Genomic DNA, 26,436 nt, shown 5'->3' on the forward strand with positions numbered 1-26,436 from the left:
CACTCCTGATCCGGTTTCGACGTTTCCGGATTCTGACCCGTGATACAGCCGGCGCGGGAATGCCCCCCGCGCCGGCTGTCTCGCGCCTTGTTAGTTTTTCTTGGGTAGCGCGAAGCAGGTGCCGCCGAGCGAGGCGTTCGACTTGTCGATCCAGATCGGCCGCGTGTAATAGGACAGGTTCTTCGTGCCGGGCTTGTCGCCGGACATCAACAGCGTCTCGGCGGCGAACATCAGATCGTGCCCCTGCTCGGTCGCCTTGTAGCTGAGGAACTTGCTGAAATTGCCTGACGTGACCTGGTCGCAATCGAGCTGCGAGCCCTCGCCCGAGGCGAACACCTTCACATCGTCGATCTTGCCGGCATTGCGGATCGCCTGCGCGGCGCCCGATTCCATGATGCCCCAGAAGCCGATCGAGGCGCAGAGATCGGGATGCTGCTGGATCACGGTGGCGGTAATGTTGAGCGCGGTGTTGGCGTCCCAATTCGCCGCCTGGTTCGACACCACCTTGATGTTGGGATCCTTGTTCAGGACCTCCATGATGGCGCCGACCTGGTCGACGCTGGCGGCTGCGGTCAATTCGCCCTGCACGATCTGCACCTTGCCCGACTTGCCGGAGCCGGTGCCGCAGGCCTTGACGGCTTCGTTCGCGAGCATCCTGCCGATCTCACGCCAGTCGACGCCGACAAAGGCGCCGGACTTGTAGTTCGAGGCCATGTTGACCTGGATCACATGCGTGCCCTGGGCCTCGGCGCGTTTCAGGTCCTTCATCAGGAGCGTCACGCTCGGATTCTGCACGATCAGGACATCAGGCTTCTGGTCGACCAGCGCGGTCAACGCCTGCTGCATGGCGGATGGGTTGTTGTTGGGGTCGCGCACGATGTACTTCATGCCGCGCCACTCCGCCTCTTCCTGCACCACGCGGCCCCACTCGTCGGAGAGCGGCACGCCGAGCGCGATCGGCAGATAGGCGACGGTCTTGCCCTGCAGCGACTTGTCGTAGGCGGCGCGCAGCTCGCGCCCGGCCTTGGTGCCTTCCTCCTGCGCCGATGCCGCAAAGGGCATCGCGGCGAGCGCCACCCCGGCGAGCAGGATCGTCCAGAACTTTGTCGTCTTCATCGTCTCCTCCACAAGAAATTCTTTTGATTGATTTGAAATCGTTTTGATTGGCGCGCGGGACGCGCCCAGTCTTCTTGTCTCAGTCGCCTTGCCGCGCGGTCTCCTCGTCGCGGGGGTGCAGCCAGTTATCGAGCACGATGGCGGCCAGCAGCACCACGCCCTTGATGATGTTCTGCACCTCGCTGTTGACGTCCATGATGGTGAAGGCGTTGAGCAGCGTGCCGATCAGGATGCATCCGACCACGACGCTGAACACGCTGCCGCGGCCGCCGATCAGGCTGATGCCGCCGATCACGACGACCAGCACGACGTCGAAGATCATGGTCCCTTGCGTGATCGCCATCTGCATGCTGCCCGTGGTGCCGACCCAGACCAGGCCTGCAATCCAGGCGAGCAGCGCAACCAGCACGTGCTCGAGCACGATCAGCGGACGCAGCGGAATGCCGGTCAGCCGCGCCGCCTCCGGATTGTCACCCTGCGCATAGATGAAGCGGCCGACCGAGGTGCGCGACAGGAACAGGTGCATCGCGATCGCCGCGACCGCGAACACCAGGATCGGAACCGGGATGCCGAACAGCCGTCCGGCACCAAGATACATCAGGCCCGGCGCGTCCTTCGGCGCGTAGACCACCCAGGCCGGCGCGATCCAGAACGCGAGGCCATAGATCACGAAGCCGGCGGCGAGCGTCACGAACAGCGCCGGCGCCTCGACGAAGGCCACCATGACGCCGTTGACGACGCCGATCAGTACCGCAATTGCCAGCGCGAGCAGCACCGCCGTGAAAACGGGCATGCCGTTCTGCATGTAGATCAGCGCGATCGCCCAGGAACCCGCCATGATCGCGACCTCGGAGAGATCGATGCCGCGGCTGATCACGATCAGCCCCATGCCGAGGCCGAGCACGCCGAGGATGGAAATACTGCGCAACAGATTCAAGAGATTGGAGACGGTGGCAAAACCGTTCAGCGTCAGGCCGAACACGACCAGAAGCGCGATCGTGATCAGGAGCACGATCTGCTCCTGGCTCGGCTTTGCGAACATTGAGCCCGAGCGAGATGATGCCGCAGGGACAGCAACGCCGCGCGATGGCGATTGCACGCTCATCGTTTCCTCCAAGTATTATTTTGCTTGAGACTTTAAGAGTGCCAACTCATATTCGTCAAATGCATTCGACGGATACGGATTGATTATTTCCATGCATGTGCGCGATATCGATCTCAACCTGTTCGTCGTGTTCGACGCGATCTACTCCGAGGGCGGTGTCAGCCGTGCCTGCTTCCGCCTCAACCTGACGCAGCCCGCGGTGAGCCATGCGCTGAGCCGGCTGCGCACGATGTTCAACGATCCGCTGTTCGTGCGCCGCCATCACGTGATGACGCCGACCCCGCTGGCACGCCAGATCATCACGACGGTGCGCCAGGCGCTCAACGGCCTGGAGACGACGCTGACCCACACCAACCGCTTCGATCCGGCGAAGACGCCGAAACGGTTCGTGATCGGCCTGCGCAACAATCTCGAGGCGCCGATGCTGAGCGCGCTGATCAACCGGATCAGCGCGGTGGCGCCGCTGGTCGAGATCGCCACCGTGCGCAGCGAGCGCAACAATCTGGAACGCGAGCTTGCCGCCGGCACGCTGGATGTCGCGATCGATACGCTGCTGCCGCTCTCGACCGAGGTGCGGCGCGAGCAGATCCTGACCGAGCATATCGCGGTGTTCGCCCGGCGCGACCATCCCGAGCTCGGCGCGCGGCTCGACAAGAAGGCTTACCTGCGCATGGAGCATGTCTGCGTGACGTCGCGGCGCAGCGGCGTGTCGTTCGAGGATTTCCAGCTCCAGCGGCTAGGCCTGACGCGTACCGTCCGCCTGACCTGCCAGAATTTCGCCACCGCCTGTCACGTCGTGAGCCGCAGCAACATGCTGTTGACGGCATCGGAGAGCGCCGCCTCCGTGCTGGAGGATCCTGGGCTGTTGCAGTGCTTCCCCTGCCCGTTCCCGATCAGCCCGCACGTCAACTATCTCTATTGGCATGCCACCGCCGAGGGCGACACCACCAATCAATGGCTGCGCGAGCAGCTGCGCGCCGCCGCTGCACTGCTCGCCGGCAGCCGCTTCAGCAAGAAGAACCGCCGCGCGGCCAAGGCGCGCCCCAAGGTGGGCATCCCGGCGCCGACCAGCCTCGCAGCGGAATGAGACCACCTCAAGCGCCGCAACACGCGATCATTCAGCGGCCTGCGGCCGCGCATCCTCGCGACGCAGATGGCGCCGCGCCCAGGCGGCCACCTCCTGCATTGTCGTCCGTGTCTCAGGCAGGAACGGAAAGATCGGATAGACATGGACTGAGTCCTCAACCAGCCGCAGCGTCACGTCGACGCCGGCCTTCTCCGCGCGCTCGGCCAGCCGCGTGGCATCGCTGAGCAACACCTCGCCCCGGCTCGCGGTGAGGAACAGCGGCGGCAGGCCGGTGAGATCGCCGAACAGTGGCGACACCAGCGGATCGGTCGGCTCGTGGCCCTGGAAGTAGGACGCCCCCATGAAGGTGAGCAGGTCGCGGTTGGCTGCAGGATCGTCGCCATTGAACTGGCGGATCGTCGGCCCCGACAATGTCAAGTCGGCGAACGGCGCCGCGGCAAGGATCGCCGCCGGCAAGGGGTCGCCGGCATTGCACAGCGCCAGCACCAGTGCAACGGCAAGACCGCCGCCCGCGGATTCGCCGGAGATCATGATCGAGCCTGCGGGAATACCGCGCGCCAGCAATGCCCGATAGGCGGCCACCGCGTCATCGAGCGCGGCCGGATAGGGATGCTCCGGTGCGAGCCGGTAATCGATGGTGTAGCAGGTTCCCTCCACCGCGGCCGCGAGCCGGCTTGCATACTCCAGCGAGCCCTTGGCCGATCCGATCAGATAGCCACCGCCGTGGAAGTGCAGCACGACGTTGCCGCCTTGCGCATCTGCAGCCGCGACATGCCAGGCCTTGACGTCGCCAAGCTCGTCCTCCACCGCGGCCGCGCCTGCGGGCAGCGGAAAGTTCGTCATAAGGAAGCGATCATAGGCCTCGCGCAACCCGTCATGACCACGTGCGACATCTTCAGGCCGGAAAGCATACTTCCAGAGATCGAACGCGCGCTGCGCTTCGGGACGCTGCAAGCGCTTGCCTTCGCGCAGGCCCGTGACATTGAGCACTTCGCCGGGCGGCCCTTCGGTGGCCTTGACCACATCATAGTCCCACGCGAGGCCCCAGCTGGTTTCCGCCAGCGGATCGATACGCGCCATGCCCTTCCAGCGGTGGTTGCGATGGCGCAGACGATCGGCATCGGTCTCGTGCATCAGCTTGACCACCGCACGCGCGCCGGCCTGGATCCGCGTCGTGCGCGGCAGCCGCCGCTGCTCATACTCCTTCAGCGCGCCAGCCACGTCGTCCTGCCGTCGCGACAGCACGCGCGCAAGCGTCCAGCCATCCTCGATGCTCTGGCCGGCACCGGCGGCAAGGAACGGCACCATGGGGTGCGCGGCATCGCCGAGCAGCGTGATGCGGCCGGAACTCCAGCAATCGATCGGATCGCGATAATACATGCCGGTGATGAATGCGCTCTGGCATTGCTCGAGCATTTTTCGCGCACGCGGCTCGGCGTCGTTGAAGGAGCCCAGCAATTCGGAAATGTCGCCGGTCTCGTCCCAGGATTCCCGCGTCACCTCATGCGCGGGCACGGAAGCGAGAACGCTGTAGAGATTCTTCGGCCGCACCCAATAGGTGATCAGCGTCCGGCCGGGGCCGAACCAGTAATTGCCACGCTCCTCCAGATCGAGGCCTTCGACCCGCTCGGCCGGAATCAGCGAGCGCCACATCAGGATGTTGGCGAAGTGCTTGTCCTCCCGGCCGCGCAGATGCTCGCGCACCACCGAATGGATGCCGTCGCATCCGACCAGCACGTCACCTCGCACGGTCTCGCCATTCGCGAGCTTCACCTCAACCCCGTCCGCGTCCTGCGAGACCGCCACGCAGCGGGCATCGAGCCGCCTCGCTTCCGGCGGCACAGCGTCGGAAAGGATCTGAACCAGATCGGCGCGATGGATGTTGTACATCGGTGCGCCGTAGCGCTTCGCAGCCTCATCGCCCAACGGGGCCTGGTAGAGCATCTTGCCGGTGCGCAGGTCGCGGTAGTCATAGGATTGCGGCTTGACGCCGATGCTGCGAATGGCGCCCTCGAGCCCAAGCTCGCGCAGCACGATGGCCGCATTGGCGGCGATCTGGATGCCGGCGCCGATTTCGCTCAATGCCCTGGCCTGCTCGAGCACGAGAACGTCAACGCCTTGATGACGCAGCGCAATCGCTGTAGTCAATCCACCGATGCCGCCGCCCACGACGAGTACACGCATGATCCGCTTCCTCTCCGAGTCCGAATTAAGCGATTTCACTTAATTAATCCGGGATCAGTTCGCATGTCAAGCAGGCGTACGCGCGCGACGTCAGAAGAGACGCGGAACCAGATCAAGGCGGCCGCGCAAATGCTGTTTGCCCGCCATGGCGTCGACGCCGTGACCGTGCAGCAGATCGTCGACGCCGCCGGACAGCGCAACAACGCCGCCCTGCACTATCATTTCGGCTCCAAGGAGGAGCTGATCCGGCAGATGGTCGTCGACGGCGCCACCGTGCTGGAGGAACGACGGCGTGATATGCTCGGCGAGATCGCGGCTCGCGGCGGACCGCAAACCATTCGCGAGCTGATCGTGGTGCTGGTCATGCCCGTCATCGAGCTCGGCGACGACGAACGATGGCGCGGATATATCCGCTTCACCTCGAACCTGCAGGCCTCCGATCCCAAGGCCCTGCGTGCCGCGCTCAATGGCCGCTGGAACGCCAGTTACATCGAATGCTTCAATCAGCTGAAGCAGATGTTGCAGCTCCCGGCGCCGATCGTCGAACAGCGGCTCTCGATCCTTGCGATCTACGCCAACGCGATCCTGTCCGCCCACGAGGCGGCGCTCGAATTGCGCAACACCAAAAGCAGCCGGCTTTGGGGCCAGCCCTTCACGATCGAGAATATCCTCGACACGCTTGAAGCGACCCTGACATACCCCGCTTCAAAGACCGCTCTGTCCAAGCTGCCGGAGAGTTGACGGATCATTCCGGTCACGCCGAAGGCCGCAGTTTGGCTCGCGACAGCCGCGGCGCTTCGCTCACATTCCGCTCAGGCCGCTGTCGACTGCGAGCGTCTGCGCGGTGATGTAGACGCTCTCATCCGACATGAAGAACAGCACCGCATAGGCGATCTCCCACGCCGTTGCCTGGCGGCCGAACGGGACGTGCCCCTTGCCGCGCGACGGCCGTCCCGCACCGGCCTCGCGGCCGTTCGGCGTGTCGACCAGCCCGGGATAGACCAGGTTGGCGCGGATGCCGCGCCGCGCGCCGGTATGCGCGATGTTGCGCATCAGGCCGCCGAGCGCGGCCTTGGAGGAATCATAGACCGCCATCTGCGATCCCGCCTTCAGCGCCGCGATCGAGGAGATGAAGACGATCGAGCCGCCGTCTTCGAATTTCGGCAAGGCGGCACGGCAGCACAGCATCGGGCCGCGGACATTGACGTCGTAGATTTTATTCCATTCCTCGGCGCTGACGTTGTCGAGCCCGGTCTTGCCGAAGGTGCCGATGTTCAGCACCATGCCGTCGAGCCCGCCCATCGCGAGATGAGCTTCATCAATCATCCTGATGACGTCGGCCTCCTTGGTGACGTCGGCGGCGATCGCGAAGCCGCGGCCGCCGCCGTCAACGATGCGAGCAACCGTGTCCTCGGCGGAAGCACGGTTGAGGTCGGCGACCGCGACATGCGCGCCCTCGCGCGCGAATAACAGGCTCATGGCACGGCCGTTGCCGATCGGGTCGGTCGCGGCATCGAACACGCGCTGGCCGCCGCCGACCACCAGGATGCGGCGGCCGTCGAGACGCCCCCTCCCCGGCGCGACGCCTGACGATTCCGCGCTCAGGGGTCGGACATAACGCTCCGGCCTAAAGTCTTGCGAAGTCTCCGACATCCGATCAACCCCGCTTCTTGCCGCCTTCGAACACGGCCATGCCGGCGGCCGGATCGAGATCGGTCTCGGTCGCCTCCGTCAGCCGCGCCATCATCATGTAGAAGCCGAGCGCGACGATCGCCTCGACGATCTCCTGATCGCTGAAATGCTTGCGCATGGCAGCGAAGGCGGCATCGCCGACGCGCACCTTCTCGACCACCTCGCGGCCGAAGCTGAGCAGCACACGCTCGGCCGCATTGAGCGCGGTAGCGTCGTAGTCGCCGCGCTCGACTGCATCGATCTGCGCCTGCGTCACGCCGACGCCGAGCGCGATCGGTACATGCTGCCGCCATTCATAGGCGCCGCCCTCGAGCTGCGCGGCCTGCAGGATCAAGAGTTCGCGGTTGACCGCCGACAGCTTCTGCTTGTGCAGGATCGAGTTGGCGAGCCGCATCGCCGGGATCATGTTGGCCTCGGCATGGGCCATCATGCGGAAGATGTTGAGCTTGACCGGCATGCGGTCGAAGGAGGCGCGGATGTCTCCGCTCGTCGTCTCCGGATCAATCAGGGGCAGCCTTGCCACGCGTTTCTCCGTCTGGTTGTTTGTTGTTCGTTGTCGTTGGTCCGGCTTCCCGGTCCGTCCACCTAATGCACCGGGCGGACCGAGATCAAGCGGGCCAGCCTGGATGGCCCGAATTGCGGGGTTCAGCCATGCGGTTCCGCGCTTGAATCCGTCTGCACGGGCGGGCATAAGGAGCGCCATCTCCCTGAAAAAGCGCCCTTAGCCCAAGGATTTACGATGCCCGCCTATCGCTCCCGCACCACCACCCACGGCCGCAACATGGCGGGTGCACGCGGCCTCTGGCGCGCCACCGGCATGAAGAACGAGGATTTCGGCAAGCCGATCATCGCGGTGGTCAACTCCTTCACGCAGTTCGTGCCCGGCCACGTGCATTTGCAGAATCTCGGCCAGCTCGTGGCGCGGGAAATCGAGAAGGCCGGCGGCGTCGCCAAGGAATTCAATACCATTGCGGTCGATGACGGCATCGCGATGGGCCATGACGGCATGCTCTACAGCCTGCCCTCGCGCGAACTGATCGCCGACAGCGTCGAATACATGGTCAACGCGCATTGCGCCGACGCGATGGTCTGCATCTCCAACTGCGACAAGATCACCCCCGGCATGCTGATGGCGACGCTGCGCCTCAACATCCCGACCGTGTTCGTCTCGGGCGGCCCGATGGAGTCGGGCAAGATCCAGCTCAAGGGCAAGAAGCGCGCGGTCGACCTGATCGACGCGATGGTCGCGGCCGCCGACTCCAACGTGTCGGACGAGGAGGTCGAGGTGATCGAGCGCTCGGCCTGCCCGACCTGCGGCTCCTGCTCCGGCATGTTCACCGCGAACTCGATGAACTGCCTGACCGAGGCGCTGGGCCTCGCGCTGCCCGGCAACGGCTCGGTGCTGGCGACCCATGCCGACCGCAAGAGCCTGTTCGTCGAGGCCGGCCATCTGATCGTCGATCTCGCCCGCCGCTATTACGAGCAGGACGACGCCAAGGTGCTGCCGCGCAACATCGCGAACTTCAAGTCGTTCGAGAACGCGATGACCCTCGACATCGCGATGGGCGGCTCGACCAACACGGTGCTGCATCTGCTCGCCGCAGCGCGCGAGGGCGAGGTGCCGTTCACGATGGCCGACATCGACCGCCTGTCGCGCAAGGTGCCGGTGCTGTGCAAGGTCGCGCCCTCGGTGCAGGACGTCCACATGGAGGACGTGCATCACGCCGGCGGCATCATGGCGATCCTCGGCGAGCTCGACCGCGCCAAACTGCTCACGACCGACGGACCGACCGTGCACGCCGCGACGCTGGACGACGCGCTGAACCGCTGGGACGTGGTGCGGACCACGAGCGACAAGGTGCGCAACTTCTATTGCGCAGCTCCCGGCGGCGTGCCGACCCAGCAGGCCTTCAGCCAGGACCGCCGCTTCGACGAGGTCGATCTCGACCGCGCCAAGGGCGTCATCCGCAACGCCGAGCACGCCTATTCCAAGGACGGCGGCCTCGCCGTGCTGTTCGGCAACCTCGCCGAGGACGGCTGCATCGTGAAGACCGCCGGCGTCGATCAGAGCATTCTGACGTTCTCAGGTCCCGCCCGGATCTTCGAGAGCCAGGACGCCTCGGTCGAAGCCATCCTCACCAACAAGGTCAAGGCCGGCGATGTCGTGCTGATCCGCTATGAAGGTCCGCGCGGCGGCCCGGGCATGCAGGAGATGCTCTATCCGACCAGCTATCTGAAGTCGAAGGGGCTCGGAAAGGCCTGCGCGCTGATCACCGACGGCCGCTTCTCCGGCGGATCGTCGGGCCTGTCGATCGGCCACGTCTCGCCGGAAGCCGCCGAAGGCGGCCTGATCGGTCTCGTCGAGGAAGGCGACATCATCGAGTTCGACATCCCGAACCGCAAGGTCAACCTCAAGGTGGATGACGCCGAGCTCAAGCGCCGCCGCGCGGCGATGGAAGCCAAGGGCAATGCGGCGTGGAAGCCGGCGGCACCGCGCAAGCGCGCCGTCTCGACCGCGCTGAAGGCCTACGCGGCGTTCGCGAGCAGCGCGGCCAAGGGCGCGGTGCGCATCCTGCCGGAGTGATACGCGACGAGCTTGGCCGCGTTTGGCTGCGGTCTTGCGGCAGACCAGCTGCACCTCTCCCGCTTGCGGGGGAGGCCGTCGCAGAGGTGCGCTGCCAAAATATCGAAAACAACCCCATGCAAAGTAGCCGGCGGCTGCCGGCGGACACGGCAACTTGACACGTCGGGCAACTCAGGGGTATTCTTCGATTATCCAGAAATCGTGCAGATGCCCCTCGCCCCGCCCGCAAGCGGAGCGGGAGCGCATGCCGCTGCTCTCGACCTGGTGTCAAGTCACGTGCAAGTCGGCCGCTTCGATCCGAATGCGGTCGGCGTGCAGTGACCAGTCGCAAAGCGCCTGTTCCTGACAGAATTTGAGCTTGGCCATTTCGGTGGCCTGGCCTTCGCTTGAAGCGTCGACCTCGAGTTCGCCCTGGCAAACCTCGCGCTGGCGGCCGTTGCCGCCGAGCACGTCCTTCATGAATTGAACGACGAAACGTGACATGGAACCCTCCCTGCTGCGCCGGCAGAGCCCGGGGGTACCACGTTAGCACTAACGCGAAATGGGGGTGAGTTAATTCGGCACGCGCAGATGCGGCGCTGCGCAGCGGCGGAAAACTACGCGCCGGCCTGCGGCAGGCTGGCGGCGGCGATCGCGACGATCTGCGCAAGACGGCGGCCGATCTTCGCGGGCGCGTTGCGGAGCAATGACTGGACCTGTCGCATGACACATCTTCCTTCGGCGCCCGTAATGGTCCGGCACACCGGGAAAATGGCGATGTCGGGCTAAGCCGTCGATATCTCAGGGAAAATAACAACGGACGCATTGCCGGGCGTCGTTTTGACAGTGGGTTTGTTGCCTCGATCGAGGTTCCAGCGAAGAAGATATTCTCCGGCGATCTCGGACGCACCACGGTCGACGAAGATGACCGCTACTTCTTGGCCATGCCTCTCCGATGCCAGAGTTGGCCAGACACGCTGACATTCACCAAGTATACCGCACCACACCCTTACCGGCGTAGGACGAGGTGACGCCGGAGAATTCGCCTTCGAAGGTGGCCGCCGCCGACCAGCCGTTGCGCCATTTCATGTCAATCGACGCCGTGGTCAGCACGGAGTCGGAGGCCTGCGCCGCGCCGTTGACCACGAAGCTCGCGCCGGGCAGCGCCTGGAAGGTCGCGGCGATCGACCGGTCCGGATCATAATCATGCGCCCAGGCGAACCGGGTGCGCAGCGTCAGCAAGCCATCGGCCATCGCAAAGGACTTGTCGGTGCGAAAGCCCAGCTCGCTGCGGACATCGGTCACGCTCTTCGCGGCATAGGCGAGCGCGAAGGCGGAAGAACCGACGACAGCCAGCTCGGCATAGCCAGGCAGATCAAAGGTCGTGAATTGGCCTGCGGCATAGGGCGTGATGCCGATGCCGCCGGTCCATGGCGCGACGAAGCGATAGCCGCCTTCGACCCTGCCGGAATACGTGTTGGCATTGAACTCGGCGCGGAGCTGGTCGATGCCGGCGACCGTGACGGCGCGGTTGGTGGTGATGTCCTGCCAGCCATAGGCCAGCGCGGCGGTGATATAGGCCGCGCCTTCGGTGTGGCGAATATAGGCGCCGGCCTGGAACAGATCCGACCGGCCACTGCCGCTGTTGACGACCGAGAAATTGGTGCCGCCGCCGGCCGCCGCGAAGCCCACGATGGTGTTCGGCGAGAACAGATAGTCGGCGCCGACGGCGGTGCCGTAAACGCTGCTGGTGGTGTCGTTCGATTCGACGATGGCGTTGCCGCTGGTCGATCGCGAGCCGCCATAGCCCGCCGCCCAGACGCTCCAGCGCTGCACGAACGGCACTGGCGCCGCCTTGGTGAACATCGCAAATGCGTTGGTCTTCGACGTCGCGGCATAGGCGTTTGGATCACCCTCCTCCGCATAGCCCGATGCGCCCGGTTCCGAAGCCGCACCACCGCTCCGGTTCATGAACGGGTCGGTCAGCAGCCCCAGAAACAGGTTCATGGCATCGAACGTCGTCTGCTGCGAGCCGGTTGCGAGTTCACCCGAGGCCTGCGTCAGGCCCGCCGGCGTCAGCGTGCCGTAGACCATCGGAATGCCGCCTGTTGTGTTGAAGTAGTTGACCAGCGTGTTCGCGACAGCCTGCTGATTGAGGCTCAGGCCACTGCCGAAGTTCGGTGCGGTCGGGCCTGACGGTGGCGGCGTGAAGTTCAGCGCCAGATTGAGATAGGCGTGGGTCGCGTCGTAGCTCAGCGTGTCGGTGAAATTTGCCGGCAGATTGGTGTTGGTGAGCGCGCCGAAGGTGCCGCTGACGCTGCCCGCACTCAGGATGGTATATTGCTTGGAGATGTAGTTGCCGTTGGCGAATGCTGCATTGACTGTAGCGCCGCCGAGCGTCGCGCTGCCCGTGACATTGGCAGAGGATGCGGTCGAAGGATTGACCGCCACGACATAGAGCGCGCCGGACTGGAACGCGAGATTGCCGTTCACCGTCATCGACGTGCCCGGCGTGCCGGAGCCCGGCGCGAATGTGCCGCCGCTCTGGATCGTCGTATCGCCGACCGCGCCGGTGCCGTTGAGCAGGCCGCCCGCGGCGATGGTCGGATCGCTGAGCGAGCCGTTCACCGTCAGCGTCGCATTGGTCACCGTCGTGCCGCCGGTAAAGGTGTTGGTGCCGTTGATGAAGGTGGTGCCGGCGGTCGCGTTGAGGCTGGCAGCGCCAGCGAGGCCGTCGATCGTGCCGCCGGTCGAGGAGATGGCGCCGTTGAGCGAGCCGTTCTGCAACGTGCCGCCGGCAAGCGTCAGCGCCGCCTGCGTCTGCGTGGTGCCGCCGAGATCGAGCGTACCGCCGGCATTGACGGTCGTCGTTGCGCTCGTCGCGCCCAGCGTGCCGGCGCCGGACAGTTGCAGCATCCCCGCATTGATGATGGTGCCACCGCTGTAGGTGTTGTTCCCTGACAGCACCAGCGTGCCGTTGCCGGTCTTGGTGACGGCACCCGTTGCGCCGCCCAGGTCCGAGATCACGCCGGATAGTGCGAGCGAGCCGGTGTCGGCCTGCACCGTCCCGCCATTGCTCCCGATCTGGACCGAACGCGACGAGGTGAAACCGGCACCGCTGACCTCCAGCGTGCCGCCATCGAAAATCAATCGTCCGAATCGATCGCCGAGATTGGCATCCGCCGAAACAGAGAGCGTGCCTGATGAAAAGGTCGTTCCGCCCGTATAGGTGTTGATTCCGGTCAGCGTCAGCGTGCCGGTGCCGACCTTGATCAGCCCGCCATTCCCGCTGAACACGCCGGAAATCGGGGTGATGATGCCGGAAAATGTCGTCGAGAGGTCATTGCCGCCGACCGTCAGGGTATTCGCGCCGAGCTGGACGGTGCCGTCCCCTTCGATCGACCCGGCCGTGGTGCCGCCCGTCCTGAGGCCCGTAAGGTCGAGCGCACCGGTCCCGTTCAGGATGAAGCGCGCGGTTCCGCCGCTGGCCGTGTCCTGAATGACAGTCGTGCCACCGCTGTTGGTCGTGATGGTGGCGTTGCCGGCCGTGCTCGAATTCACGAAAGCCAAATCGAAATTGTTGATGATCGTCGCATTGCCGGCCGTGCTGCTATCCTGGAACCTCATTGCGCTGCCGCCAATATTGGTAATGGTGGCGTTGCCGGCCGTGCTGGTGTCGTGGAAGATCAGAAAACCGTTCTCGATAATTCTGGCGTGGCCCGCCGTGCTCGCGTTGTAGAAATCCATGAAGAAGTTGTTGCGGATGCTGGCATTACCGGCCGTGCTGCTGTCGCCGAACTGAAGAATCGAATTGTTGGTGATGGCGGCGTTGCCAGCCGTGCTCGTGTTGGCGAAACCTATTGTGCTGCCGGTAAGGTAGTCGTTGACGATGGTGGCGCTGCCGGCCGTGCTGCTGTCGGAGAACGAGAGCGTGCCGCTGTTGGTGATCGTGGCGCTGCCGGCCGTGCTCGTGTTGAGGAAATGGATTTCGGACGCCGCGTGGTCGGTAATGCTGTTGATGGTTGCACTGCCACCGTTGATGACGATGCCGGCGCCATTGAACGTAAGTACCTGACCGAAGAATACTGAGCCAAGGGTAAACGTATAGGCGGAAGCCCCGGCATTGAAAGTCCAGCCGCCGACGCTGGTGGTGGTGCCCAGCAACGAGAATGCCAGGCTTGAGTTGTTCGTCACTCCGAATGTGGCAGTGCCGGTCGGGACGATTGCCGGTGTCCAGTTGGCGACGTTACTGTAATCGACCGTCCCCAGGATGGGTCCACTTTCCGTGGGGTTGAGATTCCAGGTCGCGTCCTGAGCCGCAGCCGGCAAGGCGACCAACCATAGCGCCACCATCACGAGCAGCCCGGCACGCAAGCACGCCAGCGTGCGTCGCGCGTAAAATCCCGACGCGCCTTGCTGGTCGGGCACCACAAAAATTCCCACTGCATTCCCCTGGAGTCACCGCGAAGCGTCCCCGGCGCTCAAGGTGCAGCAGTCTGGGTCATGGAGCAACGAAACTGCGTCTCTTCCCGGCCGTTTGCTTTCGTGCGTTGCGAACAAACCACAGCTTGAGGTTTAGTCAGTTGCACAGCGTGCCGAACACACTTTGTGTGTTCCGGTTTGCACCGGAGCTGTATGACCGGCACCGGGTTTAACGAGGTCATCACGATGCTGAGACGAACGAAGTTTTCTCCGTCATCATCGAGCCACACAACGCTCCACTCCTCCCCGTAAGGGACGCAGCAACGGAAGGGTTCCCTCCCCCTTGCGGGGGAGGGTTAGGGAGAGGGGTGCCACACGGCACACTCTCTCGTTTGCGCTTGAACGACACCGGATCCGAATTGCGACAGCGCAACCTTCGTCGACGGTCTCACCCGGGGCCACCCCTCTCCCCACCCTCTCCCGCAAGGGGAGAGGGAGCCTAGCCGATGTGCTCACCTGACAAGGACGACGGCACATCGTCCGTTATCCAGGCACAAACCCGAACGCCTTCTCGAACCGCTTTGCGTAGACCGGCCAGACCTCGGGGTTGATGATGCGCGGCGGGCGCTTGCCGTCGAGCGCATCGAGGATCTGTTCGGCGGCGATCCGGCCCATGTTGACGCGCGCCTCGCGGGTGACGCCGGCGGTGTGCGGGCTCGCCAGCACATTGTCGAACTGCAATAGCGGATGATCCGGCGGCGGCGGTTCCTTGGCCCAGACGTCGAGGCCCGCGCCGGCGATGCGCTTCTCTCGCAGCGCCTCTTCCAATGCCTTCTCGTCGTGGATGAAGCCGCGTGCGGTGGTGACGAAATAGGCGTGCGGCTGCATCAGCGCGAATTCGCGCGCCCCGATCATGCCTCGGCTCTTGCTGTCCAGTGGACAGGAGATCGAGACGAAGTCCGCGCGGCGCAGGAGATCGTCGAGCTCGACCTTCTCCCCGCCCCGCTTCGCCATCTCATCCGCCGAGAGATAAGGATCGTAGGCGATCACCTTCATATGCAAGAGGCCCCTGCACAGCTCGGCGATGCGACGGCCGACATTGCCGAGCCCGACGATGCCGACGGTCTTCTCGTTCAGCTCGTTGCCGATCAAATCGTTGCGGTTGACGTTGGCCTCGCGCCGCAGCCTGCGGTCGGACTGGATGATGCGCTTCGACAGCGTCAGCATCATGCCGAGCGCGTGCTCGGCAACCGAGTTGGCGTTGCCGCCGGACTGGTTGACCACCAGCACGCCGGCCTTCGTGCAAGCATCGACGTCGACGGGATCGAAACCGGCGCCGTTCGAGGACACGATCAACAAGTTCGGCGCGCGCTTCAGCAGCTCGGCATGGGCATGGAAATGCGGCGCCAACTCGTCGCGGGCGGCACCGATCTGATAGGCATGCGCATCGGCGAGAACCGGCGCGAACGTCGCCTCCGGCGTCTCGTTCTCCAGACGGTCGAGCCGGACATCCGGCCGTTTCTTCAGGATGTCGACGTAGATCTCATGGGCGAGGTATTTGACGTAGAAAACGCGCTTGTTGTTGACGGTCATGTCTTCGGATAGCTCTCAGTTTGGGAAGCCATAGAGTTTTGCGGGATTGTCGACGAGGATGCGATGACGCGTCGCTGCGTCCGGCGTCCACGCCTGGAATAGCGTCAACAGATGGCCGGCGTCGGGCATCTCGCCTTCGACCCGCGGATGCGGCCAGTCGCCGCCCCACACCAGCCGCTCTGGATTGGCTGCCACCAGCGCCTCGTGGAACGGTCGCGCATCCGGATAATCCGGCGCGCACTGGCTCAGGCGATGCGCGCCTGACAGCTTGGCCCAGCACCAGCCCTCGCCGACCGCGCGCAGCAGGCTTTGAAAGCCCGCGGTGTTGATGCCCGCGGCGGCATCGGTGCGGCCCATGTGATCAACCACGACCGGCAGGCCCAGCGCCTTCAGCATCGGGATCGTGTCGGGCAAATCCTTCACGTCGATCCAGAGTTGCAGATGCCAGCCGAGCTCGGCCATTACGGTCGCATGCGTCTCGGCGACGCTCAAGGGGATGCCGCCGCGGTAGTGCAACTGCCCGCCGCGGAAGAAATGGTTGAAGCGCAAGCCGCGCACGCCCAGCACATGCCATTGCCGCACCGTTCCCGCCGCGACATCGGCATCGGCCACCGCGACGCCGCGCAGCCGCGCTGGCTCGCGCTGCAAGGCATCCAACATCGCCGAATTGTCGTGGCCATGCGCGCTGCCCTGCACCAGCACGCCGCGGGTGAAACCCAGCGCATCGAGCATGCCGAGATAGGTCGCGAGCGGCGCGTCGGGCGGCGTGTAGCTGCGATCGGCAGCATAGGGGAAACGGTCGGCCGGGCCGAACACATGCGCGTGGGTGTCGCAGGCCTTCGGCGGCACCTTCTCCCGCGGCGGCGTTACCGGACGCGGCGGCAGGCAGGCGGGGATTTCGGACGCAGCCATCGGCTCACTCCGCCTTCATACCGGCGGCCTTGATGATCGGCCCCCATTTGTCGTAGTCGGCCTTGATCTTGGCTGCGAATTGCTCCGGCGTCGAGCCGATCGAGATCGCGCCGAGCTTGCCGAGCCGCTCCTTCACGGCATCGGTATTCACGGCCGCGACGAAATCATGCGAGATCTTCGCGACGAGCTCGGCGGGCATGTTGCCGGGTCCGATCAGGCCCCACCACACCTCGGTGTCGTAGCCCGGCACGGTCTCGGACATGCTTGGCACGTCGGGCAGGAACGGTGCGCGCGAGCCCGTCGTCACCGCCAGCGCGCGGACCGTGCCGGCCTGCAACTGCCCGACCGATTCCGGCCCGTTGTTGAACGACATCGGAATCTGTCCGCCGAGCAGGTCGTTGATCGCGGGCGCGCCGCCCTTGTAGGGGATCGCGTTGAGATCGATCTTTGCAAGATTGTTGAGCAGCTCGCCCGCCAGATGGGTCGAGGTGCCGTTGCCGGCATGGGCAAACGACAGAGTGCCCGGCTTCGCCTTCGCCGCGGCGATGACGTCACCGACCGACTTGAACGGCGAGTCCGCGCGCACCAGCAGCACATTCGGCGACGACGCCAAAAGCGAGATTGGCGAAAAGTCCTTGAAGGTGTCGTAGGGCAGCTTTGGATAGAGGAACGGATTGGTGGCGTGGCCGCTCGCCACCATGATCAGATTGTAGCCATCGGGTGCGGAGCTTGCGATCGCCTGCGAGGCGATCACCCCGCCGGCGCCGGGCCGGTTCTCGACCACGATCGACTGCGTCCAGCTCTTCGACACGGCTTCGGCGAGCGTCCGCGTCAGCACGTCGACGCCGCCGCCTGGCGGATACGGAACAAGAATATGAACGGCCTTTGCCGGGTACGGCTGCGCGGACGCGACGCCGGCCATCGCCATGGCCGCTGCCGCAATGGCGGTCCGCCAGACCCATCCGGCCATCGACGCCTCCCGTCCCGTTCCGTCCCTTGATCGTTACCGCCTGTATCGCACGCCGATCCGGCCCTGCGATGACCGAATTCCGCAGATCGCGATGCGGCCGCGGCATGTTGACAATCGCATGGTCAGCGTCAAGTTTCGAGCGGCAAGCGAACATCAGCGTCGCGCGACAAGGGAGAACCGGATGGCGGCCGCGGAACAAGCCTCGTCCCAGAAGACGGCGACCACCTGGCACGGCATCGTGCTGCAGACGCTGAAGCGGAACGAGATCAAGCTGGTGCCCTACGTGCCCGACCGGGTGCTGACCACGCTGATCAAGGACCTGCACGCTGATCCCTATTTCACGACGTTTCCGGCCGCACGCGAGGAAGAGGCCGTCGGCATCGTGTCCGGTGCCTGGATGGCCGGCACGCGCGGTGCCGTGCTGATGCAGACCTCCGGCTTTGCCACGCTCGCCAACGTGCTGGCCTCGCTCGCGGTGCCCTACCAGATTCCGCTGATCATGTTCGTCTCCGAGCGCGGCACGCTCGGCGAGTTCAATTACGGCCAGGCGCTTGTCTGCCGCACCATGCGCCCGGTGCTGGATTCCCTGGCGATGGAACATCACACCATCACCCGGCTCGACGAGCTCGAATTCATCGCCGACCGCTCGATCAAGCAGGCCATTACCACCCAGGCGCCGGTGGCGCTGATCCTCTCGCCGCTGCTGACCGGCGGCAAGACCTTCGACAAGTGAGATCGGCCATGACCAGCACCCAAGCGCGCAACACCAAGGTGATGAACCGGTTCGAGCTCACCCAGCGCCTCGTCAGCAAATTGAAGGACGAGGCCGTGATCGGCGGCATCGGCAACACCAATTTCGATCTCTGGGCCGCCTGCCATCGGCCTGAGAATTTCTACATGCTGGGCAGCATGGGACTGGCGTTCCCGATCGCGCTCGGCGTCGCGCTGGCGCAGCCGAAGCGGCGCGTGTTCGCGCTGGAAGGCGACGGCTCGCTCTTGATGCAGCTCGGCTGCCTCTCCACGATCGCGACCCTGGCGCCGAAGAACCTCACCATGGTGGTGATGGACAACGGCATCTACCAGATCACCGGCAGCCAGCCGACTCCGGCGGCTGTTCATACCGACCTCGTCGCGATCGCGCTCGCCAGCGGGATTGCGAACAGCTCCTGGGCCGCCGACGAGGACGATTTCGAGCGGCTGATCGAACAGTCGAAGCAGGCCTCCGGCCCGACCCTGATCGGCGTCCGCATCGACGACAAGCCCGGCACCGGCACGACAAGGCGCGATCCCGTGCAGATCCGCGAGCGGTTCATGCACGGGATGGGGGTGAGGCAGCTGCTGTAGGCAATGAGCCTCCATTCTCCACGTCATTGCGAGCGAAGCGAAGCAATCCATCCAGCCGCACACGTTGATGCATGGATTGCTTCGTCGCTTCGCTCCTCGCAATGATGGCGGATAGTCCCACCGTCAATTCAACCTCAACTCCGTGATGTGCCGGGGATCCGGCTTCAGCTCCCCGCGTTCGACGCGCTTGACGACGTCGGTCAGCGCGGCATTGGCCGCACACGCGATGCCGAGCTTCTCGCCTTCGCGCACCACGAAACCGTTGAGGAATTCGATCTCGGTGCGGCGGCCCTTCTGCATGTCCTGGCCCATCGAGGGGCGCTGCGCCGATGAGGTGCGCTTACTATCCTTGAAGCGCTGCTCGTCGCAGGCGCGCGCTGCGGCCTCGTCGCCCTCGCCGGCGCGCGCGATGGTTTCGGGCGGCAGATGCAGGATCTCCTCCAGCTGATAGCCCTGCGCCTGGCCGACGCGGATCGCCTCGCTGCCGAGTCGCGTCGAGAAGCGGCGCAGCGGCTCGCTTTGCAGCACCTCGCTGCCCGCAAGATCCGTGCAGGCCGACAGCCCGTTGCCCATCACGTTGGCGACCAGCTTGGACCAGCGTTCGCCCCAGAGATTGGAGGTGACCTTGGCGCTGTCCGAATGGCCGACCAGCCGACAAACCTCTTCAGCTCGCGCGGTGACGCGGCCATGCACCTCGCCGGCGCGAAACACGGTGTGCGCCGCCCCGCCCTTGCCGGCGCCGCGGTGGATGTGCCCGGGCTCTGGCAGATTGACCGTGATGCTGCTCGCGATGCAGCCGAGCGTCTTGCCCCAGCCGACGATGCCCGCGATCGTCTCCTCGTTCATGCAGTTCTGCAGCGACACGACATAGCCGTCCGCCGCCAGATATTGCCGGATCAGCATGGTGGCCCACGCGGTGTCGTAGGACTTCATGCAGACGAAGGCGATGTCGACCGGCTTTTCCTTGGCGAGCTGCTGCGCGTCGGTGACATGCAGCGCGCGCACCGGCACCGAGAATTCGGCAACGTCCATCGCGTGCGTGACGCGCAATCCGTGCTTGCGCATGTGCTCGACATGCTCGGGCCAGGGATCGATGAAGGTGACGTCCTCACCCGCCTGCACCATATGCGCACCGGCATAGCCGCCGACCGCACCTGCGCCGACGATCGCGATCTTCCGACCCATGCTTCCATCCCCTGCTCTTGACTGAGGCGGGCGCTGGCTGCGTCCGCCGATTGCGCATCAGTCTAGGGGATCGGGCCGTCAGGCCAACCGGCCGCCTCATGAAAAATGCGAGCCCGTACCATGCGAAAATCCCCGCAGGCGGCGAGCCCGCGAGGATCTTCGCAGTCAGAACCATCTGCGCGATCAGTCGATGATCTTGACGATCCGGCGGGTGCGCGGCTCCACGATCACCCGGCGATCATTGACGACCGCGTAGCGATATTCGGTGTAGCGCGGCACCGGGCGCAGCACGACCGTATCCGGCAGCGGCTCGCCCACCACGACGCGCTCGCGTACCACCACCGAGGGTTCGTCGCGCGGGATCGCCGTGATCACCGCATTCGGAATCTCGAGGCCGGCGCCGACAGCAGCACCAACCGTGCCGCCGACGATCTCGCCAACCGGGCCCGCGATCTCGCCACCGGTCCGCGCACCGTTCGCGGCGCCCGCTGCAGTCGTGGACTGCGCGAAGGCCGAACCGGACGCGAGCAGCGACGCAACGGCGACAAGGGAAACGGCAAAACGCTTATTCATGATGTTCTCCTCCTCCGAGTTATGAGACGCCCCTTCAACATCGCAGGGAACGAGACGTTCCAGTTCCAGCGCGGCAACTTGCGCGCAAATTCCAGTTCCGCCGCAACTCGCTTTTGTTCCGGCAGAAATGAACATGCTGCTCCGGATCATGTCCAAAGCAGCATTCATCGTTGGTTCAGATTCAGAGGTGGTTCAGAGCGGGTGCGCGCTGCGCGCCGTTCATTCCGGCGGTTTTTGATCGGTTCGCCGTCGCGGCGTTCGCCGTCTCGGCGGCGGTGCGGCCACCTGCTTGATGCGGATTCGCGTCGTCCCGCCCTTGGACTCGATCTCGAAGGCGTTGGTCCTGCGCACCAGTTCGCTCAGGGTGCGGAAGCCGTAAGTCCGCTGATCGAAATCCGACGCCAGATTGGCGAGCTGCCGTCCGACCTCGCCAAGCGTCACCCAGCCGTCTTCGCTCGCCATCTGGCCGATCACCTTCTTGAGGATCGGCGTCGCGGCATCGGGTGGCTGCAACGGCTGGGCACGCACGGCCGCATCCTGATTGCTGGTCGCGCCGCGCAAATTCTCGGTATAGACGAACCTGCGGCAGGCTTGGCGAAAACTCTCCGGAGTCTTCTGCTCGCCGAACCCGAACACGTCGATGCCGTGCTCGCGGATGCGGGCGGCAAGCCGGGTGAAATCGCTGTCCGACGACACAAGGCAGAAGCCATCGAACCGGCCGCTATGCAGCAGGTCCATGGCGTCGATCACCAGGGTGATGTCGGACGCGTTCTTGCCGGTCGTATAGGCGAATTGCTGCTGCGGGATGATGGCGTGCTTGGACAGGATGTCGGCCCAGCCCTTGGACCTCGGATTGGAGAAGTCGCCATAGATGCGGCGGACACTCGCCTCGCCGATCTTGGCGATCTCCTCGAACAGCCCGTCGGCGATCTTTGCGGATGCATTGTCGGCGTCGATCAGGACGGCGAGGCGCGGCGAACGCAGTTCGGAAGGCATGGCATGTCTCGCTGGGAACGATGGATCAAGGATTCCGCGGACGGTTCCGGAATCGGCGCAGGCCGCCGCATCGGAGCACATCGCGCGTCCCAGGCATAGACCAAGTGGCCACCGGACGGACCTTCGCCGCCACGGCGGCGAACGACAGTGCGGGTCAGATCACCTCGCCGAGATCGATCGCCCGCCTGGCGAACTCGATGGCCTTCTCGGCAGTGATCGCATCCGCCGTGGTCGTCGCCTCGTCGCGCACCGAAGGCGGAGAAGCGATCCGGATCTTCTTGCCGTTCGACCGGCGGATCGTCGCGCGCCAGCGATCGACATCGCGCCGGTAGGCATCGATGACGAAATCCCGATAGGTGACGCCGCTCATGAGCGGCTGAAGGGACGCCGCTTCGAGACCGGCCGGCCGGCTTGCGACATCGCGCACCATCTCGACGATCATCTCGACGGCATGCTCACGCGCGGCGCCGGTCGCGTCCCTGAGCAGATAGCTCACCGCCGCGCCGATCTGCGCCCTCGCGCGATCGTCGCTCGCAAAATCCAAATCGACCTGAACTGACATGATGCGGAAAACGCCTCCTCCGGACCCAACATCGGATGCCTCCCGGCATCCAGCACGTTGCCATCACGAGACCTTTAGTCGGCCCCCATTAAAGCCGGATTATCGGACAGGCCCCGATTTCTCGGATGCCGTTAACCGGGCTTTGATGCCGCTTCGCAAGACAGCCAAAGCGGCATTGAACCCCGATCCGATTACAGAAGGCCTCGTCCCGCGCCGATTTGTCCCCGGCCCCGTCCGGCGTCGCAGGCGGGTTCGCACGACCTATCCGCGTGTGATCACCAATTGACATATCACTGCCATCCGTGTGACATTTTATAGAACGGGCCGACAAGAGCCCGGCAACGTCCACTTGGGGAGGACAGCATGACCATTTCCGACGTCACTGCATCGGCCGGAAGCCGGGCTCCGGCCGCCGTCGCGCGCACCGCGCAGGCGCAGCAGGTCGCCGACATCGCGGCGCGGCTCGAGCGCCTGCCGCTGACCTCCTACCAACGCTGGATCTTCGGAATCATCGCAACCGCGTGGTTCTTCGACAGCATGGACCTTGCCGCCCTCACGTTCGTGCTCGGCTCGATCCGCCAGACCTTCGGCCTGTCGACGGCGGAAGCCGGGCTGCTGTCCAGCATGAGCTTCCTCGGCATGTTCGTCGGCGCCGCGTCCGCCGGCCTGCTCGCCGACCGGTTCGGCCGCGCCCGCGTCTTCCAGGTCAGCATGATCTTCTGGGGCTTGGGCAGCCTGTGCTGCGGTCTCTCGACCACGGCGACCGCGCTCGGCGCATCCCGCCTGCTGCTCGGCTTCGGCATGGGCATGGAGTTTCCGGTCGCGCAGTCGATGGTGTCGGAGATCATGCCGGCCAGCAACCGCGGCCGCTACATCGCGTTCCTCGAAGGGTTTTGGCCGCTCGGCTTCATCGCGTCGGGGCTGTTGACCTACTTCGTGCTGCAGGCCGCCGACTGGCGCTGGGTCTTCATTATGCAGGCGATCCCGGCCGTGTTCGTGCTGGTAGTGCGGCGCTACGTTCCGGAATCACCGCGCTGGCTCGCCTCCCGCGGCTATTCCGAGCGGGCCGAAGCCACCGTGCGCGACATCGAAAGCAGGGTCCGCGATCGCGTGGGCGGCAAGGACCTGCCGCCGGTCGTGCGCCAGGCCGCCGCGCCCGCATCCGAAGTGACCGGCTTGAGGACGCTGTTCTCTGGCATCTACGCCAAGCGGACCACGATGTTGTGGACCTTGTGGTTCTTCGCGCTGCTCGGCTTCTATGGCCTGACCACGTGGCTCGGCGCGCTGCTGCAGGCCAAGGGATTTCCGATCACCAAGTCGGTGTTCTACACCATCCTGATCTCGCTCGCGGGCATCCCCGGCTTCCTGGTCTCGGCGTGGCTCGTCGAATCCTGGGGCCGCAAGGCGACGCTGGTGATGAACCTGCTCTGCGGCGCGATCGCCTGCCACTTCTACGGCTCGGCTGCGGACCAGACCCAGCTCATCATCGCCGGCCTCTGCATGCAGTTCTTCCTGTTCGGCATGTGGTCGGCGCTCTACGCCTATACGCCCGAACTGTACCCGACCCATGTCCGGGCCACCGGAACCGGTTTTGCCTCCGCGGTCGGCCGAATCGGTTCGCTGATCGGCCCTTATGTGATCGGCGTGATCCTGCCGGCGGCGGGACAGAGCGGCGTGTTCGCGCTCGGCGCCGGCGCATTCGTGGTGGCGGCACTGGCGGTGCTGTTGCTCGGCGAGGAAACCCGCGGACGGACGCTGGAGAGTATTTCGCACTGATGATGCGCCGCAGTTCGCTGCGCGCGGCCGGATTCGGTGTGGCGCCGACCGAGCGGCCTTGTCAGTGCCATCGCGGCGTGTGAGATATCTGCCGTACAGCAGCACACAAGATCCCGATGGCCGATTCGAGCAAACGATCCAGTACGGTGCGCGCCCACGCAGCAGGAAGCCGCCGGTCGGCACGGCAATCGTCCGCCGCCGCCGGCAAGCCGCGCGCCGCCGTGCAGGCTCTTCTCCCGCAAGGCGACGTCACCCTCACCGATCGCGCCTATGCCGAGCTGGAAGAGCTGATCGTGACGCTGCAATTGCCGCCCGGCACCGCGCTCTCCGAGCTCGTGCTCGCCAAGCGGCTCGACATCGGCCGAACCCCGATCCGCGAGGCCCTGCAGCGGCTGTCGCGCGACGGTCTCGTCAACATCCTGGCCCGCCGCGGCGTGCTGGTGTCCGAGATCGACCTGCGGGCCCAGCTCCGCCTGCTCGAGGTGCGGCGCGAGCTGGAACGGCTGATGGCGCGCGGCGCCGCCGAGCGCGCCACCACCGAGCAACGCGCGCAGTTCACCGAGATCGCCGCCGGCATGCGGCGCGCGTCGGAAAAATCCGACGATCTGCTGTTCATGAGGCTGGATCACCAGTTCAACACGCTGATCTCGGCGGCATCGCGCAACGAGTTCGCCTCCCGCGCGATGGGCCTGATGCACGGCCTGTCGCGCCGGTTCTGGTACCAGCATTACAAGGAAGCGGCCGATCTGCCGCTGGCGGCGCGGCTGCATGCCGACGTCGCCGAAGCCGTTGCCGAGCGCCGCGTCGACGCCGCCGGCGCTGCCTCCGACAGCCTGATCGACTACATCGAGAGCTTTGCGCGTTCGACGCTGTAACAGCTCTCAGAACTCGACGACCGTGCGGATCGAGCGGCCGCGCCGCAACGCCTCGAAGCCGTCATTGATGGCATCGAGGCTGCAGCGGCCAGTGATCAGTTCGTCGAGCTTGAGCCGGCCATCGAGATAGGCCTGCGCCAGCAACGGGAAGTCGCGTCGCGGCCGGGCGCCGCCATAGCTCGAGCGGCGAAACCGCTTCTCGCCCATCAGCGCGCCCCAGCGGAAGCTGACGTCCTGCGTGACGTCGATCTTGCCGAGCCAGATCACTTCGCCGCCCGGCCGCACCGCTTCCGCGGTCTGCCGGAACGCCGTGGGATGGCCCGCCGCCTCGAGGATGACGTCGGCCCCCCGCCCGCGCGTTGCTTCCTTGGCGAACTGGACCGGATCCTCGCGCGCCGCGTTGACGGCATGCGTCGCACCGAGCTGCCGCGCCAGCGCAAGCTTTGCATCATCGAGATCGACCGCGATAACAGCACCGGCGCCAGCGAGCCGTGCGCCCTGCACCGCCGCCAGCCCGACCGCGCCGCAGCCGGTGACCATCACGGTATCCCCATGGCCGATGTCGGCTATGTTCAGCGCGGCGCCAACGCCGGTCATGACGCCGCAGCCGATCAGGCAGGCACGATCGAACGGAATGTCCTTGGGCACGGCGATCGCCTGCTGCGCCGGCAGCACGACATATTCCGAAAACGCGCCGAGGAAGATCAGATGCGCCAGGCTGCCACCGACCATAAGCTGCGCCTTCGACGCGCCGTCGAAATGCGCGCCTTCCGCGCCCCTTGCGAGATAGGTCTCGCACAGGATCGGCTGCCCGCGGTCGCAGTGGAAGCAGTGCCCACAATGCGGATTCCAGGACAGGATGACGTGATCGCCGGCGCTGATGTCGCGCACCGCGCTGCCGACCTCCTCGACCACGCCGGCCGCCTCGTGCCCGAGGATCATCGGCAAGGGATAGCGCAGCGATCCGTCGATCACCTCCAGATCGGTGTGACAGAGCCCAGCGGCACGCACCTTCACCACGACGTCGGTCGGCATCGGTGGTGCAAGCGAAACGCGCTCGATGGAGAGCGGCGTTCCGCTTCGATGCAGCACCGCCGCGCGACAGGTCAGGGTCATCTCAAAGGTTCTCTGTCGGAGAAATCAGGGAGGCGTCAGGCCGTTTGTCCGGACCGCAGCGCCGCGACCGCCTCGTCGAGATCGGCCGAGGTGAGTTCCCATTCGTTGCCGAAATTGGCGACGACGCGCTGCATAAAGCTCTGGTGCAGCGCCTTGGCCGCAGTCGCGTCGTGCAGATGATCATAGAGCAGCGCGAAGGCCAGTTGTGCCGGCTCGGGCCCTTCGTAGCTCCACTCAAAACCGTGCTCGGTGAGACGAAGCTGGTCGTAATGCGGTGACAGCGGCTCGCCGTCGACCAGCACGGAAATGCCGTCGATGGTGCGGTCCCCGGCATAGCTCGCCATCGGAATCTCCCTCTGCTGCAG

Annotated in this window: 23 protein-coding genes; 7 read left to right on the forward strand and 16 right to left on the reverse strand. The window is 65.2% G+C overall.

Features of this window, described 5'->3' with window-relative positions:
- Window positions 1–90: 90 nt before the first annotated feature.
- Both XH92_RS29610 and XH92_RS29615 read right to left on the reverse strand, forming a co-directional pair.
- Window positions 91–1,116 carry a sugar ABC transporter substrate-binding protein gene (locus XH92_RS29610; protein WP_194455282.1) on the reverse strand — a complete coding sequence of 342 codons (1,026 nt, stop codon included), beginning with the start codon at window positions 1,114–1,116 and terminating at the stop codon, window positions 91–93.
- Between the two features lie 79 nt (window positions 1,117–1,195).
- A complete protein-coding gene (locus XH92_RS29615) occupies window positions 1,196–2,128 on the reverse strand; it encodes an ABC transporter permease (protein WP_246787724.1) in 933 nt (310 codons plus the stop codon).
- Window positions 2,129–2,300: 172 nt separating this feature from the next.
- On the opposite strand from XH92_RS29615, the gene XH92_RS29620 reads away from it, so the two are divergent.
- On the forward strand, window positions 2,301–3,308 hold the full coding sequence (locus XH92_RS29620) for a LysR family transcriptional regulator (RefSeq protein ID WP_246787725.1): 1,008 nt from the start codon (window positions 2,301–2,303) through the stop codon (window positions 3,306–3,308).
- Window positions 3,309–3,335: 27 nt separating this feature from the next.
- On the opposite strand, the gene XH92_RS29625 is transcribed toward XH92_RS29620, so the two are convergent.
- Entirely contained in the window at window positions 3,336–5,492 is a 2,157-nt protein-coding gene (locus XH92_RS29625; protein WP_194455284.1) for an alpha/beta hydrolase fold domain-containing protein, read from the reverse strand.
- Here XH92_RS29625 and XH92_RS29630 point away from each other — a divergent pair.
- Window positions 5,430–6,233, forward strand: coding sequence for a TetR/AcrR family transcriptional regulator (locus XH92_RS29630; protein ID WP_246787726.1), 804 nt, complete (start codon window positions 5,430–5,432; stop codon window positions 6,231–6,233). The two genes, XH92_RS29625 and XH92_RS29630, sit on opposite strands and share 63 nt — an antisense overlap.
- Window positions 6,234–6,293: 60 nt before the next feature.
- Here the strand turns inward: XH92_RS29630 and XH92_RS29635 are convergent, their stop codons facing one another.
- Window positions 6,294–7,145, reverse strand: a complete 852-nt coding sequence (locus tag XH92_RS29635; RefSeq protein ID WP_194455285.1) for an SDR family NAD(P)-dependent oxidoreductase — start codon at window positions 7,143–7,145, stop codon at window positions 6,294–6,296.
- Window positions 7,146–7,149: 4 nt separating this feature from the next.
- The gene (locus XH92_RS29640; protein ID WP_194455286.1) at window positions 7,150–7,707 is read right to left on the reverse strand and encodes a carboxymuconolactone decarboxylase family protein; all 558 of its coding nucleotides are present in this window, start codon (window positions 7,705–7,707) and stop codon (window positions 7,150–7,152) included.
- 216 nt (window positions 7,708–7,923) lie between these two features.
- Between XH92_RS29640 and ilvD the strand changes: the two genes are divergently transcribed.
- Window positions 7,924–9,768: a dihydroxy-acid dehydratase gene (gene ilvD, locus XH92_RS29645; protein WP_194455287.1), complete on the forward strand. Its 1,845-nt coding sequence runs from the start codon at window positions 7,924–7,926 to the stop codon at window positions 9,766–9,768.
- Window positions 9,769–10,035: 267 nt separating this feature from the next.
- Here ilvD and XH92_RS29650 read toward each other — a convergent pair whose 3' ends face one another.
- The 5 genes from XH92_RS29650 to XH92_RS29670 all read right to left on the reverse strand — a co-directional run bounded on the left by XH92_RS29650 (window position 10,036) and on the right by XH92_RS29670 (window position 17,644).
- Window positions 10,036–10,251, reverse strand: a complete 216-nt coding sequence (locus XH92_RS29650) for a hypothetical protein (protein WP_194455288.1) — start codon at window positions 10,249–10,251, stop codon at window positions 10,036–10,038.
- A gap of 480 nt (window positions 10,252–10,731) precedes the next feature.
- On the reverse strand, window positions 10,732–14,190 hold the full coding sequence (locus XH92_RS29655; protein WP_246787727.1) for an autotransporter domain-containing protein: 3,459 nt from the start codon (window positions 14,188–14,190) through the stop codon (window positions 10,732–10,734).
- Window positions 14,191–14,712: 522 nt separating this feature from the next.
- Window positions 14,713–15,762 carry a hydroxyacid dehydrogenase gene (locus tag XH92_RS29660; RefSeq protein WP_194455289.1) on the reverse strand — a complete coding sequence of 350 codons (1,050 nt, stop codon included), beginning with the start codon at window positions 15,760–15,762 and terminating at the stop codon, window positions 14,713–14,715.
- Window positions 15,763–15,777: 15 nt separating this feature from the next.
- Window positions 15,778–16,674, reverse strand: a complete 897-nt coding sequence (locus XH92_RS29665; RefSeq protein ID WP_194455290.1) for an amidohydrolase — start codon at window positions 16,672–16,674, stop codon at window positions 15,778–15,780.
- A 4-nt stretch (window positions 16,675–16,678) separates the two neighbouring features.
- Window positions 16,679–17,644 carry a tripartite tricarboxylate transporter substrate binding protein gene (locus XH92_RS29670; RefSeq protein WP_194455291.1) on the reverse strand — a complete coding sequence of 322 codons (966 nt, stop codon included), beginning with the start codon at window positions 17,642–17,644 and terminating at the stop codon, window positions 16,679–16,681.
- Window positions 17,645–17,825: 181 nt separating this feature from the next.
- Between XH92_RS29670 and XH92_RS29675 the strand changes: the two genes are divergently transcribed.
- Complete coding sequence (locus XH92_RS29675; RefSeq protein ID WP_194455292.1) at window positions 17,826–18,377, forward strand: thiamine pyrophosphate-binding protein; 552 nt, start codon at window positions 17,826–17,828, stop codon at window positions 18,375–18,377.
- Window positions 18,378–18,385: 8 nt separating this feature from the next.
- Entirely contained in the window at window positions 18,386–18,988 is a 603-nt protein-coding gene (locus XH92_RS29680; protein WP_194455293.1) for a thiamine pyrophosphate-dependent enzyme, read from the forward strand.
- Between the two features lie 123 nt (window positions 18,989–19,111).
- Here the strand turns inward: XH92_RS29680 and XH92_RS29685 are convergent, their stop codons facing one another.
- The 4 genes from XH92_RS29685 to XH92_RS29700 form a co-directional block, all read right to left on the reverse strand.
- Entirely contained in the window at window positions 19,112–20,173 is a 1,062-nt protein-coding gene (locus XH92_RS29685) for a ketopantoate reductase family protein (RefSeq protein ID WP_194455294.1), read from the reverse strand.
- 183 nt (window positions 20,174–20,356) lie between these two features.
- Window positions 20,357–20,746, reverse strand: coding sequence for a DUF1236 domain-containing protein (locus XH92_RS29690; protein ID WP_194461479.1), 390 nt, complete (start codon window positions 20,744–20,746; stop codon window positions 20,357–20,359).
- A 219-nt stretch (window positions 20,747–20,965) separates the two neighbouring features.
- A complete protein-coding gene (locus tag XH92_RS29695; protein ID WP_194455295.1) occupies window positions 20,966–21,742 on the reverse strand; it encodes an NYN domain-containing protein in 777 nt (258 codons plus the stop codon).
- Window positions 21,743–21,896: 154 nt separating this feature from the next.
- Entirely contained in the window at window positions 21,897–22,304 is a 408-nt protein-coding gene (locus XH92_RS29700; protein ID WP_194455296.1) for a hypothetical protein, read from the reverse strand.
- A gap of 363 nt (window positions 22,305–22,667) precedes the next feature.
- Between XH92_RS29700 and XH92_RS29705 the strand changes: the two genes are divergently transcribed.
- Window positions 22,668–24,080, forward strand: a complete 1,413-nt coding sequence (locus XH92_RS29705) for an MFS transporter (RefSeq protein ID WP_194455297.1) — start codon at window positions 22,668–22,670, stop codon at window positions 24,078–24,080.
- Window positions 24,081–24,196: 116 nt separating this feature from the next.
- Complete coding sequence (locus XH92_RS29710; protein ID WP_194455298.1) at window positions 24,197–24,955, forward strand: GntR family transcriptional regulator; 759 nt, start codon at window positions 24,197–24,199, stop codon at window positions 24,953–24,955.
- A gap of 6 nt (window positions 24,956–24,961) precedes the next feature.
- Here the strand turns inward: XH92_RS29710 and XH92_RS29715 are convergent, their stop codons facing one another.
- Both XH92_RS29715 and XH92_RS29720 read right to left on the reverse strand, forming a co-directional pair.
- Complete coding sequence (locus XH92_RS29715; RefSeq protein ID WP_194455299.1) at window positions 24,962–26,071, reverse strand: Zn-dependent alcohol dehydrogenase; 1,110 nt, start codon at window positions 26,069–26,071, stop codon at window positions 24,962–24,964.
- Window positions 26,072–26,106: 35 nt separating this feature from the next.
- Window positions 26,107–26,415, reverse strand: coding sequence for a DUF6166 domain-containing protein (locus tag XH92_RS29720; RefSeq protein WP_194461480.1), 309 nt, complete (start codon window positions 26,413–26,415; stop codon window positions 26,107–26,109).
- Window positions 26,416–26,436: the final 21 nt, after the last annotated feature.

Origin of the sequence: Bradyrhizobium sp. CCBAU 53421, assembly GCF_015291625.1 — a bacterium.
Lineage (GTDB): Bacteria > Pseudomonadota > Alphaproteobacteria > Rhizobiales > Xanthobacteraceae > Bradyrhizobium.